The organism is Leucobacter albus (assembly GCF_039528015.1).
In the GTDB taxonomy this organism is placed as follows: domain Bacteria; phylum Actinomycetota; class Actinomycetes; order Actinomycetales; family Microbacteriaceae; genus Leucobacter; species Leucobacter albus.
This window is the reverse complement of the sequence record NZ_BAAAKZ010000001.1, coordinates 192,553-208,745: the sequence shown is the minus strand read 5'-3', so window position 1 is coordinate 208,745 and position 16,193 is coordinate 192,553. Positions and strand designations below refer to the sequence as shown.

The window sequence follows — 16,193 nt, the reverse complement described above, 5'->3', positions numbered from 1 at the left end:
CCCGGCACGGCCCCCAGGTCAGCCCGGCCCTACACTTGTCACCGAGCACACCCCCTTGTGCCGCGATGCAAGGCAAGGGCTCGGAGGCAAGTGTAGGTTTGGCGGGCGCCCCGCGCCAGCCCGGGCCGACCAGCGCCAGCCCGGGCCGACCAGCGCCAGCCAGCGCCAGCCAGTCCCCGCGCCAGCCCGGGCCGACCAGCCCCCGCGCCAGCCAGCCCCCGCACCAGCCCGCCCCAGCCCCTAGCTCTGCTGCGCGTAGAGCTCGGCGTAGGCGCCGCCGAGCTCGAGCAGCTCGGCGTGCGTGCCCTGCTCGAGAATCTGCCCGGCACCGAGCACGAAGATGCGGTCGGCGCCCTCGACCGTCGACAGCCGGTGCGCGATCGCGATGGTCGTGCGCCCCTCGCGGGCGTCGTCGAGTGCCCGCTGCACGATGCGCTCGTTGACGGTGTCGAGTGCGCTCGTCGCCTCGTCGAGCACGAGCACACGCGGGTTCTTCAGCAGCACCCTGGCGATCGCGATGCGCTGCTTCTCGCCGCCAGAGAGCCGGTATCCGCGCTCGCCGACGACGGTGTCGTAGCCATCGGCAAATGAGGCGATCGCCTCGTGAATGTTGGCGAGTTTGGCCGCGGCGATGATCTCTTCGTCGGTTGCGTCGGGCTTCGCGTAGCGCAGGTTGTCGCCGATCGAGGCGTGAAACAGGTAGGGCTCCTGCGTGACAACGCCGATGCGATCCATCAGCGCCTCCTGTTTCAGATCGCGCACGTCGTCGCCGCCGTAGCGCACCGCGCCGCCGGTAACGTCGTACAGCCGCGGAATGAGCGAGCCAATTGTCGTCTTGCCCGAGCCCGAGGCGCCAACGAACGCGACGAACTCCCCCGGCTCGATGGCGAACGAGACGTGGTCGATTGTCGGCCGGTCGTTCGGCCCCGCATCGGGGTACGCAAACACGACGTCGTCGAACTCGATGCGGCCTGCACGCCCCTCGGCCTCAGCGGGCTCGATGGCGCCTGGCTTGTCGACGATCTGCGGGGTGAGGTCGAGGTATTCGAAGATGCGGGCGAACAGCGCGCTCGAGGTCTGCAGGTCGAGCGCGACGCGCATCAGCGCCATGAGTGGGAACAGCAGCCGCGACTGAATTGTCGTGAACGCGACGATCGTGCCTGCCGTGATGCCAGCGTCGAAGCCCTGCCCGGTCGCACGCACTATGAGCCAGCCCGAGACGAGGTACACGATCGCCGGCACCGCCGAGAGAAACACGTTCACGAGCGCGAAGAACACCTGCCCGCTCATCGCCTGCTTCACCTGCAGCGACACCTGAGTCGAGTTTTCGTTTGCGTAGCGCTGGGTCTCGGCTGTCTGGCGCGAATAGGTCTTGGCGAGCAACACCCCAGAGACCGAGAGCGCCTCTTGCGTGATGGCGCTCATCTCTGAGAGCGACTCCTGGGTCTTGCCGGCGATGCGGGCGCGCACCTGGCCGACGCGGCGCTGCGCGATGACGAGCACTGGCATCAAGATGACCGCGATGATGGTGAGCTGCCAGCTGAGCAAAATCATCGCGACGGCGGCCGCGATCACGGTGACGGTGTTGCCGATGACGTTCGAGACGGTGTTGGTGAGCACGTTGGCAACGCCGCCAACGTCGTTCTGCAAGCGAGACTGAATGATGCCGGTTTTCGTACGCGTGAAGAAACCGAGCTCCATCGACTGCAGGTGCGAGAACAGCTTCACGCGCAGGTCACCCATGACGCGGTTGCCGACGCGCGCGGTGAAGTAGGTCTGCACGACGCCGATGAGCGCGGAGACGACGAAGACGAGAATCATCGCGCCGACCAGCCACGCGAGCACCGACATGTTCGGCCCGCCGCCGTCGACCGGGAACAGGCCGTCGTCGAAGACGCGCTGGGTGATGAGCGGCGGCATGATGCCGAGCGCGGCCGAGACGAGCACGAGCGCGACGATGACGACCAGCGGGCCCTTGTAGGGCTTGAACAGTTCGGCGATGCGCCCGCCGAGGTTCGCGACCTTCGGCGCGGCCGCGTTCTGCTTGCGCTGCGCGGCAAAGTCGCCGCCGGAGATTCTGCCGCCGCCGCGGCCGCCGCCGCCTCCACCCATGCTCATGTCATGAGCGTACCCGGTGGGTGGCGCCGCAGTGGTGACTGATCAGCACTTTTTCGCGGTCGGCGGCGGCGGCTCTAGTCAGCGCCAGCCTCGGGCAGCGCCAGCCTCGGGCCGCCCGCGTGTGCCCCGCGACTACCGCTACGTCAGCTTCGAATGCGCCTTCGCGAGCTCCTTCGCCCGGTCGCGTGCCTTCACCAGCCCTGATTCCTGCCGCTCGAGGTCGCGGAGGCGCTGCTGGGTGGCCTTGCGCAGCTCGATGTGCGCGGCGAGGGCGCCCTCTGCTGCGGCGAGCGCGTCGGGCGGCGCGAGCTGGGTGGCAGTCGTCGCGGCAGGCTCGGGGCCCGGCGCGTGCTCGACGATCTCGGCGAGGCCTGCGAGCACCACTTCGGTGGTGAAGCTCAAGATGCCCTCGATGTCTTTCTCCCCGCCCTGTTCGGCAGCACCGGGCGGGCCGCCGGGCCGGCCCCCGGCGTGATCGCCGGGGTGATCGCCGAAGTAGCTGCCGCTGCGCACGAACGCGGCGACATTGGGAAACTCGGCGACGGTAACAGCCTCCTCGATCAGCGCCCGGGTGGCATCGTTCATCGCGGCCCCGGCGAGCACCTCGCGCTCGACCGCGGCGTGGCCCTGCGCGACCGACGAGATGAGAATGAGGATGGCGAGCTTCGTCGTCTCGGGCACCGGCATGTCGCGCATCGCGCCAAGCCCGAGGTCTGCGACCCGGATCTGCCCCGGCATCATGTGAATGTCTGGCGTGAGCGAGATGTCGAGCACCCAGGGGTGCGCGCGGTACCCGAGCACGAGCCCTCGCAGCAGCGCCCGGCATCCCTCGCGCCAATCGCCGCCCCCGATGGGCCCGAGCCCCCCGGTCATCGCGGCGTCGAGCATGAGCTGGTGCAGGTCGTCTTTCGTCGAGACGTAGCGATACAGCGCCATCGTGCTGAAATCGAACGTTTTGGCGACGCGCTGCATGGTCACCGCCGCGAGGCCCTCGGCGTCGGCGATCTCGATGGCGGCGTCGACGATGCGCTCGAGCGACAACTCGCGCTTGGGGCCGCGCTGCGGGGCCGCCGCGAGCCCCCAGGCGATCGCGAGGGTGCGGGAGACTTCTGCTTCGGTCATCACTGCCTTACTCGTGTGGTCTGCTCCCCATCATAACCGCGCACTCGGGCCACTGTTTATTACGGATACTGTTTATGTGGCATACTGTTTGCAACGCACGCAGAATAACCACACCTGGAGCAGGAATGACCACAACGATCGAGATCACCGATCTCACGAAGCGCTACGGCCAGCACGCCGTGCTCGACGGCCTGAATCTCAGCATCGAGGGCGGCGTGTTCGCGCTGCTCGGCCCGAACGGGGCGGGGAAAACGACGCTCGTGTCGATCCTCACCACGCTGCTGCGCCCGGATTCTGGCACCGCGCGGATCCTCGGCCACGACACAACCCGAGACGCGAGCACGGTGAGGCGCCTCATCGGCGCGACCGGGCAGTACGCGTCGGTCGACGAGGCCCTCTCGGGTCGCGAGAACCTCGTGATGATCGGGCGCCTGCTCGGGCTCCCCGCGCGCCGGGCCAGGGCGCGCGCCGACGAGCTGCTCGAGGCGTTCGATCTCGCGGCGCCCGCGAACCGCGCGGTCTCGGGATATTCCGGGGGCATGCGGCGGCGGATCGACCTCGCGGCCTCACTCATGTGCCCGCCGGCGGTGCTCTTCCTCGACGAGCCAACCACGGGCCTCGACCCGACGAGTCGCCTGCGGCTCTGGGACGACGTCGCCGCGCTCGCCCGCGCCGGCAGCTGCGTCTTTCTCACCACGCAGCTGCTCGATGAGGCCGAGGCGCTCGCAGACCGCGTCGCAATCTTGCAGGGCGGCGCCATCGTCGCCGACGGCAGCCCGGCCGAGCTCAAGCGACTCGTCGGCGCCGAAACCGCGGTGCTCCTTGACGCCGAGGGCGCGGTGCGCCGCAGCCTCGAGCTCGACGGCACCGCCCGCGGCCTCGAGCGCGCGCTGCAGCGCCTCACCGAGGCCGAGCGCGGGCTTCGCGTCGAACTGCGCACCCCGACGCTCGATGACGCATTCATCGCACTCACCCGCACCGCCGAGGAGGCACGCTCATGACCATCACGATGCACCGGGGCGCCGGCGCCCTCACCGCCAGCCGCGTCTTCGTCGAGCGCAGCCTGCGCCACAGCATGCGCGACGGCGAGGGGTGGATGCTCGCGATCGTGCTGCCCGTCATGCTCATGCTGCTGTTCACCACCGTGTTCGGCGGCGCGATCGCCCCGGGCGGCGGCTACGTCGATTTCGTCGTGCCAGGCATCATCGTGCTGTGCTCGGGCTTCGGGGCCGCCTCCGTCGCGGTGTCGGTGAACCGCGATATCACGGGCGGGGCGATGCAGCGCTTCCGCAGCCTGCCAATCACCGCCGCATACTGCCTCGTCGGGCACATCAGCGCGAGCGTGCTGCGCAATCTCGTCGCGACCACGCTTGTGCTTGGCGTCGGGCTCCTCGTCGGATTTCGGCCGAGCGCGGGGCCCGAGGAGTGGGCCATCGCGCTCGCGCTCGTGCTCGCGTGGATCCTCGCGATTACCGTGATTTTCGCCGCGATCGGCATGCTCGCTTCGAGCCCGGAGGCGGCGAACGGTTACGGTTTCGTACTGCTGTTCCTGCCGTACCTCTCGAGCGCCTTTGTGCCGCTCGAGACCCTGCCAGGGTGGCTGCAGCCGATCGCGGCAGCACAGCCGGTGACCCCGCTCACCGAGGCTATCCGCGCCCTGCTGCTCGGCGGCGACCCTGGAGGCCAGGCGTGGTTCGCACTCGCCTGGTGTGGCGGGCTCATTGCCGCCGGTGCGGGCCTGATCGCGTGGCGGTTTCCGCGGGGATAGGACGCGCCGCTCGGCTCGAGTCGGAGGGGCAACGTTCAGGCGCTGCCCCTCCGACTGCCCTCGCTACACCCCGGGGGCCGGCACGACGCGCTGCGTCTGCTCGCCGAGCCCTTCGATCCACATCGTCATCTCATCGCCGGCAGCCAGGTACGGGAAGTTTCCCGACAGCGCGACGCCCTTGGGGGTGCCAGTGTTGACGATGTCGCCCGGCTCCAGCACGAGGTACTGGCTCAGGTGGTAGATGAGCAGGTCGACCGGGAAGATCATGTCGGCGGTCGTCGAGTTCTGCCGCTCGCCGCCGTTTACGCGGGAGCCGAGCTTGAGGTTTTGGTAGTCAAGATCGTCGGCGGGCACGAGCGCCGGGCCGAGCGGGTTGAAGGTCTCTGAGCACTTGCCCTTCGACCACTGCCCGCCCGAGTGCTCGATCTGAAAGGCGCGCTCAGACACGTCGTTGGAGATCGTGAACCCGGCGATGTAGTCTCGCGCTTCGGCGGGGCTCGAGAGGTAGCGGGCGCGGCGGCCGATCACGACAGCGAGCTCGACCTCCCAGTCAACCTTCTCGGCGTTCGGTGGCAGAAACACCTCGTCTGCCGGGCCGACAACGGTGTTCGGCGTCTTCATGAACACGACGGGGTTCTCGGGCGGCTCCGAGCCAGATTCTGCCGCGTGCTCGGCGTAGTTCATGCCGATGCAGATGACGGCAGACGGCCGCGCGACCGGGGCACCGACGCGAAGCGCCTCCCAGCCCTCTACCCGCGGCAGCTCGCCTGCCGCAACCGCCTGGCGGGCCCGGGCGATGCCGCCTGCTTCGAAGAATGCGCCGTCGATGTCGGCGGTGAGGCCGCGCAGGTCGTACACCGCGTCGCCGTCTCGCGCGACGGGAATCTCGGCGCCAACGGCTCCAAGCCGCATGAACTCGATCACGCCGACACCCCCTGTGCGAGCACCTCGGGGTTCAAGATCGCCGGCACCTCGCGCCCGGCGAGAAAGTCGACGACGTTGCGCGCGGCGTGCACGGGCAGGTCGGCGAGCGCCTCGGGCGAGTACCACGCGGCGTGCGGGGTGAGCACGACGCGGTCGTTCGCGCGAAGGCGGCTCGTCTCGGGCAGCGGCTCCTCGGCGAAGACGTCGAGGGCAGCGCCACCGAGGTGGCCCGACTCGAGCGCGTCGGCGAGCGCTTCTTCGTCGATGAGCGGGCCTCGGCAGGTGTTCACGACTACGGCGCCACGGCGCATTGTGGCGATGCTCTCGGCGTTGAGCATGTGCTTCGTCGACTCGGTCAGCGGCGCGTGCAGGGTGACGATGTCTGCCCCGGCGAGCGCGTCGGCAAGCGCGGCTGGCGTGACCCCTGCCGCGATCGCGGCCTGCTCGTCGAGGAAGGGGTCTGAGACGACAACGCGGAACCCCATCGCGGTGAGCGAGGCCGCGACCATGCGGCCGATGCGGCCGTAACCGATGACGGCGACGGTGGTCGCGGTCGGGCGGATCGACATCGGCACCGCGTCAACCGCAGACCACCTGCCCGCACGCACCGCTGCGTCGTAGCGGCTCAGGCCGCGGGCCTGCGCGAGGATGAGCGCGAGGGTGTGCGTGGCAACCTCTTCGATGCAGTAGGTCGGCGTGTTCGCGACGGCGATGCCGCGCTCGGTCGCAGCGGCAATGTCAACCATGTCGACGCCGATGCCGAGTCGGCTGATGATCTTGAGGTTCGGCATCCCGTCCATCACCTCGGCGGTGATCGGCGCCCACTGCACCACGAGCGCGGTCGCGTCGCTGCCCGACTGAATGAGGGTCGCGGCATCGCGGGAATTCGCCTCGGCGAAGCGGAGGTTTGCGGCAGCCAGCGTGTCGCCGGCAGCGGTGCCTGGCAAGTCACTGTCTGTGAGGAGTACGAGATCGGAGTTCATAATTTCCGATGCTATAGCATCTAGCAAGCGCGCGCCACCCCCGTGCGGAGCGCGCAAAAATGCTATAGCGTCTAGGTATGACTCTCCGATACGCACTCATTACCGGCGCGAGCTCGGGCATCGGCACCGCTGCCGCGCTCGCCCTCGCAGCCGACGGCAACGCCGTCTGGCTCACCTACACCGGCGGCGAGGCCGCTGCCCTCGAGGCAGCCGAGGCCTGCCGCGCTGCCGGCGCGCCCGACGCGCGGGTGTCGCGCCTCGATCTGCGCGACCCCGCCTCCATCGACGCGCTCATTGCCGAGGTCGACGCGGCCTGGGGCAAGCTCCACGTGCTCGTGAACAACGGCGGCGTCTGCCCCTACCGCTCGTTCGATGACATCACCATCGACGAGTGGGATGCGGTCATGGAGACAAACGGTCGCGGCACCTTCCTGCTCACCCGCGCGGCGCTGCCGCTCTTGCGCGCAGCTGCGGGCACCCCCGAGGCTCCGGTCGATCGCTCGGTCGTGAACCTCTCGTCGATCGCCGGGCAGCAGGGCGCGCTCAAGACGGGCATGCACTACGCGGCCAGCAAGGGCGCGATCCTCGCCCTCACCCGCTCCTTCGCGCGCAATCTCGCTGGCGAGGGCATTCGCGTGAACGCCGTCACCCCCGGCCCCGTACTCTCTGCCATCACCGACCACCTGCAGGGGCCCGCCCGCGACGCGCTCACGAGCTCGATTCCGCTTGGCGAATTTGGCAAGCCGGCGGACGTTGCGTGGATCATCGCCGCCCTCGCCTCCCCGAAGGCGGCGTTCACCACGGGCGCCACCTACGACGTCAACGGTGGTGTGCGCATCGACTAGCGCCAGCGCGTCGACCCCGCACCCCACCCGCCCCCGCGGCAGCGCTGCGGCACCCCACCCGCACAGCGCTGCCGCGGGCCCGCACAGCACCACCGCACCCAGGAGACCGAGCATGAGCATTCCCCGCCCCACCGCCCTCGCCGTCGTCAACGCACAGGTAGACGCCTTCAACGACCACGACCTCACGACGTTCGTCGGCACCTACGCCGAAGACGCCATCATCACCGGCGTCGCCCCCGAGCCGATCGTCGGCCGCGAGGCAATCATCGCCTTCTACGCGCCCAGGCTCGAGAACCCCGAGCTGTCGTGCGAGATCGACACGACGGTGCTCTTCGGCGAGCGCTGGGTGGTCGCCCAGGAGCGCGTGATCAACGCGGGCATCGCGACCGAGACCATCGCGACGTTCGACGTCGTCGACGGCCTGATTCAGCGCGCGTCGATGCTCAAGGCATAGCGCGCCGCTTGCCGCGGTAGCGTTGTTGCCACCGGCACAGCCCTACCGCGCCCGCGGGCACAGCGCCGCCGCGCCGACCCGGGCAAACATGCCGCTCGCCGCCTACGCCCCGCCCAGGCCGTACGCGGCGAGCAGCGCGGGGTCGGCGCCCGGGCGCCCGAACGACGCCGTCCACGCACCGTCGACGGCAATCGACTGGCCGCTGACGTACGGCGCCTCGTCGCCCAGCAGAAACGCGGTCACCGCCGCGACCTCTTCTGCGCGCGCAATGCGGCGCATGGGCGGCCCCTCGGCGAGGCCCCGCTCCTCGGCCTCGGGGTCGGCCGCGGCGGCGATCTGCGCCTCGAGGTGCGGGGTGCGCACCCCACCGGGGGCGACGGTGTTCGCGCGAATGCCGAGCGGGCCGTAAGTGACCGCAATGCTGCGGCTCAGCGCGTCGATGCCGCCCTTGGTGAACTCGTACGCCGCGTGATCGGCGAACGCGGCGCGGCCGTGAATCGAGCCGACGTTGACGATCGAGCCGCCGCTGAGCTGCTCGGTGAACGCGGTGACAGCGGCCGACGCGCCCCAGAGGTAGCCGAGGCCGTTGATCTCAATGACTTCTCGCACCGTCGCCTCATTGAGCTGGTGCAGTGGGGTGGTCTTCGTGATGCCAGCGTTGTTCACCCAGCCGGCGAGCGGAGCGAGCTCGCGCGCCCGGTTCGCCGCCGCGGTGTGCGCGGCCCGGTCGCTCGCGTCGCCGAGCACGACATCTCTGCACACGCCCTCTTCGACGGTGCCCGAGCCCGGGCTGCGCTCGAGGCCGACGACAGCCCAGCCGTCTGCGGTGAGCCTCGCCGCGATCGCGCGACCGATGCCCTTTCCGCTGCCGGTAACGACGACGCTGCGTGACGCGGGTGGGTGGCTCATTGGGGCTCCTCGGCTCGGTGCTGGGGTGGAAGGGGGCTGTGCCTCGGGGCTGTGGCTCGTAGCGGTGCGGATCGCCGCGCGCGCAACCGAGCCTAGCCGCCGAAGGCGAAGTGCTCGTCGCGCAGCGTGAACCCAAGGCCGGGGGCTCTGGGCGCAGTCGCCAGGCCGCCGTCGAAGCTGGGGCCGCCGAGCGTGAGCAGCGGCGACGGATCGTACGGGTTGCCTGCGGCGCGCCGGTTGAAGGTCTCGACTCCCGCGCCGAGGTGCACGCTGACCTCGGGGTACACGTGGCACGAGACGGGAACGCCGCGCTCGGCGCACCAGTCGCGCAGCTCGCGCGCGGGGGTGAGCCCGCCGACGGCGATGACGTCGATGCGCAGCACGTCGACGGCGCCCTCGCTCACCAGCGCGCGCAGCACGCTCGGGTCGGTGACCTCGTCTCCAACCGAGACTGTGAGCCCGGTCTCGCGGCGAATGCGCGCGCAACCAGCGACGTCTTCGGGCAGCAGCGGGTCTTCGAGCCAGGCGAGTTCGATGTCGCCCCAGGCCCGAATCTCGGCGAGCGCGGCGTCTGCGTCGCGCCAACCAAAGCCGACATCGACGACGAGCCCGCACGCAGCCGGCAGCTCGCGGTTGAGGGCTCGAATGAGCTCGCCCATGTAGGCCGGGTCTGCCGCGCGCGAGATCTTCACGAGCGGCCAGCCCTCGGCCGCCTGCTCGACGACCTCGTGCACGACCGCTTCGATGGGCCGATCGGGCGTCGGGTAGGCGGCGACGAGCATCGTCTCGCGCGGCCCGGGCTGCGCGCCGAGTAGCTCCCAGGCGGGGCGCTTCGCGCGCTGCGCGGCGATGTCCCACAGCGCGACGTCGACGAGGCCGATCGCGCGGCGCACGAGGCCGACGCGGCCAACGATCGCCGAGCCGCGCAGCATGCCCTCCCACACGAGCGCCGGGTCGTCGCTGTCGCGGCCGATCGCGTGGCCGGCGACGAGGCGGTCGACGATCTCGGTCATCGGGGCCTCGCGGCTCAGGCAGTAGGCCGAGCCGACGAGCCCGTCGGCGCTCGCCACCCGCACCCCGGCGTATTCGCGCCGCGTCACGGTCATCGCGCCGAGGTGGAGCGGCTGCGGCAGCGGCAGCACCGCGTTCGCCGTCTGCACGGCCGTCACGGCGCTGCCCGAGGTCACGGCGTCGGCGCTCACGGCGTCGGCTTCTTCGCGAGCGGCACGCCGTAGTCGATCATGAAGCCGCCGTCGACGTAGAGCGTTTGCCCGTTCATGTACGACGCCTGGTCTGAGACGAGAAAGCTCACGGCGTTGGCGATTTCGCCGGCCTGCGCGAGCCGCTTCGCGGGGATGCGGCTGAGAATCGTGTCGAGGCTGAGCGTGCCGGCCGCGACGCCCTGGCGAAAGACGCCGGTGTCGACGTACCCCGGGGCCACCGCGTTGACCCGCACGCCGCGGGCTGCCCACTCGGCACCGGCGGTCGAGGTGAGCCCGATCACGGCCGCCTTCGTCGTCGAATACGGTGCGCGCCCGGCAGAGCCGCGGGCAGACACCGACGAGATGTTCACGATGCGCCCGCCCTCTGGCTGCTCGAGCATCTGCTTGCCCCCGGCCTGCAACGCGTTGAAGACACCGTGCAGGTTGACGTTGACGACGGCCTCCCACTCCTCCCAGCTGAGGTCTTCGATGCCCCGGTGGCGCTGAATGCCGGCGTTGTTCACGAGCACGTCGATGCCGCCAAACTCTGCGGCGATCGCGGCAAACACCTCGGCGACCTGCGCGTGGTCGGTGACGTTCAGCTCACGCCACAGCGTCGGCACACCGGCGCGGTCGGTGCCGTGGGCGCGGTCGGAGTCGTCGAGCGGCTCCGCGGTGAGGCCGGGCACCATGTCGCACGCGATCACGGTGTAACCGTCGGCGACGAGCCTGCGCCCGATCTCCCAGCCGATACCGCCGGCGCCGCCGGTAACGATCGCGACGGGCGCGCGGCCCGCGGTGGCCGGTGCTGCTGCGGGGGCTGGTGACTGGTTCATGGGTGCCTTTCGGAGAGATACGGGGGAAGCGGGGTTGCGCGCTACTGCGCCGGGTCGAGCAGCTCGGCGACGAGGCGGATCGCGTGCGCCTCGAGCCGGTCGAGCGAGCCGGCCCGCAGCGGCGTTTGCCAGGCCTGGTAGGCGCCGCGATCGTAGGCCTCCTGGGTGGGGAGGTAGACGAAGCCGGGCCCATTGGTGAGGTTCGCCACCACGATCGGCGTGCCTGGGAAGCGCGCTCGCAGCGTGGTCTGCAACCGCGAGTAGGCCTCGCCCGGGTGGGCGACAACAACCGCGTCGCCGAGCCGCCACGCCCACACGGGGTGCCGCACGGTCGGGCCGTCGATATAACCGTCGCGCAGGTTGCGCGCGCGCCCGAGCCGCTCCTCGCGGCTGCGGGGGTCGATATCGGCCCAGCCTGCCTCGAGCTCGGCGAGGGTTGGCAGGTCGACGAGTTCGAGGTCGACGGCGTCGCAGCAGCCCGCGATCGCCTCGCCGCCCGCGGCCTGCGCTGGCTCCCACATCGCGAGCGGCGCGCCTGACTCGACGACGCCGGCGAGCTCGAGCTCGGTGCCGGGGGCCGGCAGCGAGTCGAGCGCGGCGAGCACGGCGTGCCCGAGCGAGCGCCCGTGCCTATCTGCGACGTCGAGATCACCCGTGTACTGCTGGCGCGGCGACAGCTCGCCAGAGGCGCCCTGGAGAAAGAGCACCGGCGCCCCCGTTGCCGCCGAGACGAGCTGCCGCATCGCGCCGACGTAGTCGGGCGACACCAGGCGGTTCTGCCACGACAGGGTCGTCGGGTGGCAGGCGTAGTTCACGATGGTGCCGAGCGTCTCGCCAGCGCGAGACGTGATGCGGCCGACGAGCACGGTGTCGTCGGCCGGCTCGGCCTGCGGGTTGTAGCCGACGAGCGCGCGCCCGTCGACGTCGAGCTCCCGGTTCACGGCGAGCGCCGAGCGGCCGCGAGCCCACTCGATGCGCCCCGGCGCCGCGGTCGCGAGCGCCTGCTTGGCCGCGGCGATCGCCGCGTCGCCGAGCGATTCGAGGTACCCGGGAATGAGCTCGCCACCGTCGAGGTGCTCGTCGGCGGCGCACAGCACGGGGCCGGCGTGGGTGTGGGAGAGCGACAGCGTCAGCTGGTCGGCCTCGAGCCCAAGGGCCGCAAGCACCCTGCCGCGCACGCCCCACTCGTCGGCGACGCGGCGCCACCAGGTGCCGTCGGCCGTGATCATCACACGCACGCGCCCGGCTACAGCCTCGGTTGGCCCGGCTCCGGGATCCGCCGCCGGCACGATCGCGAGCGCGGTGAGCGTCATCTCGTGATGCGCTCCCTCGGCGCGAGCCCAGTCGGCCGGGCCCCAGTTCTTCGCGCGAATGCCGACCGGGGGTGTGATGTCGCGCACCGCGACACCGATACCGGCGCTCGTGCGCGGCACGGCGAGCCGGTCGCCGAGCCGCGTCGTGCTGGGCATGCTGTGCGAGGTCACGCCGCCACCCCGCTCTGCAGCGCCGCCGCGAGCCGCGCTGCCTCCCTGCGCCGCTCGCGCTCAACCGTCGGGTCTGCGACGGGAATCGCTGCCATGAGCGAGCGCGTGTACTCGTGCTGCGGGTTCGCGAACAGCTCGTCGCGGCTGCCCTGCTCGACGATCGTGCCCCGTCGCATCACGGCGACGGTGCTCGCCATGTAGCGAATCACCGCGAGGTCGTGGCTGATGAACAGATACGTCAACCCGAGCCGCGCCTGAAGATCGCGCAGCAGGTTCAGCACCTGCGCCTGGATCGAAACGTCGAGCGCAGAGACCGACTCGTCGAGCACCATGAACTCTGGGTCGAGCACGAGCGAGCGCGCAATCGCGACGCGCTGGCACTGCCCGCCAGACATCGTGCCGGGCAGGCGATCGTTGAAGCCCTGCCCGAGCCCGACGACCTCGAGCGTCTCAGCGACCTTCTCGAGCCTCTCCTGGTGGCCGCCGATGCCGTGCGCCTCAAGCGGCGCCATGACGATCTGCGCGACGGTCTGGCGGCGGTTGAGCGCCGAGAACGGGTCTTGGAACACCATCTGCATGTCGCGCCGGGCGGCCCGCAACTCGCCGCTCGAGAGGCGGTGCACGTCGCGCCCGCCGATCGAGACGGTGCCCGCATCGACGTCTTGCAGCGCGAGCACCGCGCGCGAGACCGTCGATTTGCCACTGCCAGACTCGCCGACGAGGCCGAAGGTCTCGCCGCGGCGAATGTCGAACGAGACATCGTTGATCGCCGTCACCGACTCGCCGCCGCCGAGCTGGAAGGTCTTCTTGAGGTTGCGCACGCTCACGAGCACCTCGCCGCGGCCGGCGACCTGCGCCTCGGCCGCGAGCTCGCGGGGGGCGACACCCTCGGCCGCGAGAATGTCTGCGCTCGTCGGAATGGGCTTGTTCACGTCGACGGTGAGGTCGACCACGGCGCCGAGCAGCGACCGGGAGTAGTCGTGCTGCGGGTTCGCGTACAGCTCGGTCGCCGGCGCCGACTCGATGATCTTGCCGTGCCGCATCACGTGCACGTGCTCGCAGAAGCCCGCAGCGACGCCGAGGTCGTGGGTGATGAGAATGACGGCGGTGCCGTGCTCCTCGGCGAGCCTGTCGAGCAGGTCGATGATGCGCGCCTGGGTGGTCACGTCGAGCGCGGTCGTCGGCTCGTCGGCGATGAGCACCTCGGGGTTGCCAGACATCGCCATCGCGATCATCACGCGCTGGCGCATGCCGCCGGAGAACTGGTGCGGGTACTGCCCCATGCGCTGCTCGGGGAACGGCACGCCGACCTCGGTGAGCAGCTCGACGCCGCGCAGGTGGGCGGCGCGCTTGCTCATCGGGCTGTGCAGGCGGATCGCCTCGACAAGCTGCGAGCCGATCGTCATCACCGGGTTCAGCGAGCTCATCGGGTCTTGGTACACCATCGCGACGCGGCCGCCGCGCAGCTTCGCCATCTGGCGCTGGCTCAGCCCCGTGAGCTCGGTGTCGCCGAGCCTGATGCTGCCGCCGGTCGTCGCGCCGTCGTTGAGCTGCATGATCGACAGCGCGGTGAGGCTCTTGCCCGAACCCGACTCGCCGACGATGCCGATCTTCTCGCCGCGCCGCAGTGAGAAGCTGATGCCCTTCACGGGCTGCGCCTCGCCGTAATTTACGGTGAGGTCGGTGACCTCAAGCACGGGCGCGCCCGCGGGTGTTGCGTCGCTCATTACTTCCGCCCTTTCGCCTGCGCGGTCTCGCCGAGCTGATCGGCCAGCAGGTTCAGCATCCAGATTGTCAGGAAGATGAAGATGGCGGGGAACAGCACGTAGCCGGTCGACTGATACATCTTCTGGTAGCCCTGCTGCACGAGCGTGCCCCAGGTGGCCTCGGGCGGCTGAATGCCGAGCCCGACGAAACTCATCGACGCCTCGAGGAGCAGCGCGTTCGCCGCGTTGATCGCGGCCTGCACCGTGATCGGGCCGGCAACGTTCGGCAGCACCTCGCGCAGCAGCAGGCGGCCCTTCGACGCGCCGTACGAAATCGCGGCGGTGTAGTAGTCCTCTTGCACCTCACCGAGCACCGACGAGCGCACGAGCCGCGCGGTCGTCGGGGTGAGGAGCACGCCGATGATCACCGCGAGCTTCAGCGGGGTCGCCCCAAACGCCGAGATGAACACGAGCGCGAACAGCATCTGCGGAATGGCCATGACGGTGTCTGCGAGGCGCATGAGCAACTCGTCGACCCAGCCACGCAGAAACGCGGCCGCCATGCCCCAGGCGGTGCCGAGCACCATCGCGATGAGCGTCGCGCCAAGCACGATGAACAGCGTCAGCTGGCCGCCGTGGAGCACGCGGCTGAGCAGGTCGCGGCCGAGCTCGTCGGTGCCGAACCAGTGCGCGCCGCTCATGCCAGCGAAGCGGTCTGGCGACTGCTGCGTCGGGTCGTAGGGCGCGACGAGTGGAGCTGCGATACACGCGATGGCAATGAGGCCGAGCACGCCGACCGCGACCCACGTCTGCCACGGGGTGCGACGCAGCGACCCGCCGCGGCGCATGATGGGCAGGAGCAGTTTTTGGGTGGTGAGATTAGCCACGTTTCTTCCCAACTCGCAGTCGCGGATCAAGGACGCCATACAGCAGGTCGACGATGAGCGAGGTCAGAATGAACATCGCGCTGATGAGCAGCACGACCGACTGCAGCACCGCGTAGTCACGCTTGAACACGGAGTCGATCGCGAGCGAGCCGAGGCCGGGAATGCCGAACACGTACTCGATAATCACGACGCCGCCGAGCGTGTACCCGACGATGAGGCCGAGCATGGTGAGCCCGGGGATGAGGGCGTTGCGCAGTGCGTGGCCGACGACGACGCCCGCGCGGTCGACGCCCTTGCCCCGCGCGGTGCGAATGAAGGGGGCCGCGAGCGTCTCGATCATTGACGCGCGCAAGAACCTGATGAGCAGCGGCGCCGAGGCGAGCGCGAGCGTCACGGCAGGCAGAATCATGCCGACAAGGTTGAGCCCGGGGTCTTCTGAGAACGGAACGTAGCCGCGCGCCGGCAGCCACCGAAGCGTCACCGCGAACACCACGATGAGCACGATGCCGATCAAGAACTGCGGCAGCGCCATGCCTGCGGTGGAGATCGCAGTGAGCACGCGGTCGAGCCAGCCGAGCGGTTTCAGCGAGGCGAACACCGCGGTCGGAACCGCGATGACGAGCGCGAGCAGCACCGCGATCGCCGTGAGCTCGAGCGTCGCGGGCAGTCGCTGCGCGATGAGCTCGTTCACCGAGAACTGGTTGAAGTAAGACTGACCGAAGTCGCCGCGGAACATGCCGGCGATCCAGTTGAGGTACTGCTGCCAGATTGGGGCGTCGAGCCCCGCTTCGGCGCGAAGCCGCTCAATCATCTCGGCGTCGACCCCGGGGGTCGAGCCGAGACGCGTGATCACGGGGTCGCCCGGCAACAGCCGGAGGACGATGAATACGAGGAGCGAGGTGGCGATCAGCATGACTGCGCTGATCGCCACCCGCCGAAGGATGAATCTGGTCAC

General features: G+C 70.0%; 15 protein-coding genes. 4 read left to right on the top strand and 11 right to left on the bottom strand.

The genetic code is table 11. From position 1 onward, the window contains the following. Nucleotides 1-240 precede the first annotated feature (240 nt). Nucleotides 241-2,112 carry an ABC transporter ATP-binding protein gene (locus ABD115_RS00960; RefSeq protein ID WP_343957515.1) on the bottom strand — a complete coding sequence of 624 codons (1,872 nt, stop codon included), beginning with the start codon at nucleotides 2,110-2,112 and terminating at the stop codon, nucleotides 241-243. Between the two features lie 144 nt (nucleotides 2,113-2,256). Then, the gene (locus ABD115_RS00955) at nucleotides 2,257-3,240 is read right to left on the bottom strand and encodes a TetR/AcrR family transcriptional regulator (RefSeq protein WP_343957257.1); all 984 of its coding nucleotides are present in this window, start codon (nucleotides 3,238-3,240) and stop codon (nucleotides 2,257-2,259) included. A gap of 125 nt (nucleotides 3,241-3,365) precedes the next feature. On the opposite strand from ABD115_RS00955, the gene ABD115_RS00950 reads away from it, so the two are divergent. Beyond that, nucleotides 3,366-4,241: an ATP-binding cassette domain-containing protein gene (locus ABD115_RS00950; RefSeq protein ID WP_343957254.1), complete on the top strand. Its 876-nt coding sequence runs from the start codon at nucleotides 3,366-3,368 to the stop codon at nucleotides 4,239-4,241. Further along, nucleotides 4,238-5,008: an ABC transporter permease gene (locus ABD115_RS00945; RefSeq protein ID WP_343957252.1), complete on the top strand. Its 771-nt coding sequence runs from the start codon at nucleotides 4,238-4,240 to the stop codon at nucleotides 5,006-5,008. Before ABD115_RS00950 ends, ABD115_RS00945 begins: the two co-directional genes overlap by 4 nt. A 63-nt stretch (nucleotides 5,009-5,071) precedes the next feature. Here the strand turns inward: ABD115_RS00945 and ABD115_RS00940 are convergent, their stop codons facing one another. Then, on the bottom strand, nucleotides 5,072-5,929 hold the full coding sequence (locus ABD115_RS00940; protein ID WP_343957512.1) for a fumarylacetoacetate hydrolase family protein: 858 nt from the start codon (nucleotides 5,927-5,929) through the stop codon (nucleotides 5,072-5,074). Continuing rightward, entirely contained in the window at nucleotides 5,929-6,915 is a 987-nt protein-coding gene (locus ABD115_RS00935) for a C-terminal binding protein (RefSeq protein ID WP_343957250.1), read from the bottom strand. Before ABD115_RS00935 ends, ABD115_RS00940 begins: the two co-directional genes overlap by 1 nt. 77 nt (nucleotides 6,916-6,992) lie before the next feature. On the opposite strand from ABD115_RS00935, the gene ABD115_RS00930 reads away from it, so the two are divergent. Beyond that, entirely contained in the window at nucleotides 6,993-7,760 is a 768-nt protein-coding gene (locus ABD115_RS00930) for an SDR family NAD(P)-dependent oxidoreductase (RefSeq protein ID WP_343957248.1), read from the top strand. A gap of 112 nt (nucleotides 7,761-7,872) precedes the next feature. Beyond that, nucleotides 7,873-8,214, top strand: a complete 342-nt coding sequence (locus ABD115_RS00925) for a nuclear transport factor 2 family protein (RefSeq protein WP_343957246.1) — start codon at nucleotides 7,873-7,875, stop codon at nucleotides 8,212-8,214. Nucleotides 8,215-8,316: 102 nt separating this feature from the next. Here the strand turns inward: ABD115_RS00925 and ABD115_RS00920 are convergent, their stop codons facing one another. The 7 genes from ABD115_RS00920 to ABD115_RS00890 all read right to left on the bottom strand — a co-directional run bounded on the left by ABD115_RS00920 (nucleotide 8,317) and on the right by ABD115_RS00890 (nucleotide 16,193). Next, entirely contained in the window at nucleotides 8,317-9,123 is an 807-nt protein-coding gene (locus ABD115_RS00920; protein ID WP_343957244.1) for an SDR family NAD(P)-dependent oxidoreductase, read from the bottom strand. A 92-nt stretch (nucleotides 9,124-9,215) separates the two neighbouring features. Continuing rightward, nucleotides 9,216-10,325 (bottom strand): mandelate racemase/muconate lactonizing enzyme family protein, encoded by a 1,110-nt coding sequence (locus ABD115_RS00915; protein ID WP_343957242.1) that lies wholly within the window; start codon nucleotides 10,323-10,325, stop codon nucleotides 9,216-9,218. Continuing rightward, on the bottom strand, nucleotides 10,322-11,161 hold the full coding sequence (locus ABD115_RS00910) for an SDR family NAD(P)-dependent oxidoreductase (protein ID WP_343957240.1): 840 nt from the start codon (nucleotides 11,159-11,161) through the stop codon (nucleotides 10,322-10,324). The genes ABD115_RS00915 and ABD115_RS00910 overlap by 4 nt, the downstream gene beginning before the upstream one ends. A gap of 41 nt (nucleotides 11,162-11,202) precedes the next feature. Beyond that, nucleotides 11,203-12,645, bottom strand: coding sequence for a hypothetical protein (locus ABD115_RS00905; protein WP_343957238.1), 1,443 nt, complete (start codon nucleotides 12,643-12,645; stop codon nucleotides 11,203-11,205). Next, nucleotides 12,642-14,372, bottom strand: a complete 1,731-nt coding sequence (locus tag ABD115_RS00900; RefSeq protein WP_343957236.1) for an ABC transporter ATP-binding protein — start codon at nucleotides 14,370-14,372, stop codon at nucleotides 12,642-12,644. Before ABD115_RS00900 ends, ABD115_RS00905 begins: the two co-directional genes overlap by 4 nt. Beyond that, nucleotides 14,372-15,238 carry an ABC transporter permease gene (locus ABD115_RS00895; protein ID WP_343957234.1) on the bottom strand — a complete coding sequence of 289 codons (867 nt, stop codon included), beginning with the start codon at nucleotides 15,236-15,238 and terminating at the stop codon, nucleotides 14,372-14,374. The genes ABD115_RS00900 and ABD115_RS00895 overlap by 1 nt, the downstream gene beginning before the upstream one ends. Further along, entirely contained in the window at nucleotides 15,231-16,193 is a 963-nt protein-coding gene (locus ABD115_RS00890) for an ABC transporter permease (protein ID WP_343957232.1), read from the bottom strand. The genes ABD115_RS00895 and ABD115_RS00890 overlap by 8 nt, the downstream gene beginning before the upstream one ends.

Coding starts and splice junctions, on each gene's coding strand:
- ABD115_RS00930 (WP_343957248.1), top strand. CDS start 6,993: ATGACTCTCCGATACGCACTCATTACCGGCGCGAGCTCGGGCATCGGC.
- ABD115_RS00935 (WP_343957250.1), bottom strand. CDS start 6,915: ATGAACTCCGATCTCGTACTCCTCACAGACAGTGACTTGCCAGGCACC.
- ABD115_RS00900 (WP_343957236.1), bottom strand. CDS start 14,372: ATGAGCGACGCAACACCCGCGGGCGCGCCCGTGCTTGAGGTCACCGAC.
- ABD115_RS00955 (WP_343957257.1), bottom strand. CDS start 3,240: ATGACCGAAGCAGAAGTCTCCCGCACCCTCGCGATCGCCTGGGGGCTC.
- ABD115_RS00925 (WP_343957246.1), top strand. CDS start 7,873: ATGAGCATTCCCCGCCCCACCGCCCTCGCCGTCGTCAACGCACAGGTA.
- ABD115_RS00920 (WP_343957244.1), bottom strand. CDS start 9,123: ATGAGCCACCCACCCGCGTCACGCAGCGTCGTCGTTACCGGCAGCGGA.
- ABD115_RS00910 (WP_343957240.1), bottom strand. CDS start 11,161: ATGAACCAGTCACCAGCCCCCGCAGCAGCACCGGCCACCGCGGGCCGC.
- ABD115_RS00950 (WP_343957254.1), top strand. CDS start 3,366: ATGACCACAACGATCGAGATCACCGATCTCACGAAGCGCTACGGCCAG.
- ABD115_RS00960 (WP_343957515.1), bottom strand. CDS start 2,112: ATGGGTGGAGGCGGCGGCGGCCGCGGCGGCGGCAGAATCTCCGGCGGC.
- ABD115_RS00945 (WP_343957252.1), top strand. CDS start 4,238: ATGACCATCACGATGCACCGGGGCGCCGGCGCCCTCACCGCCAGCCGC.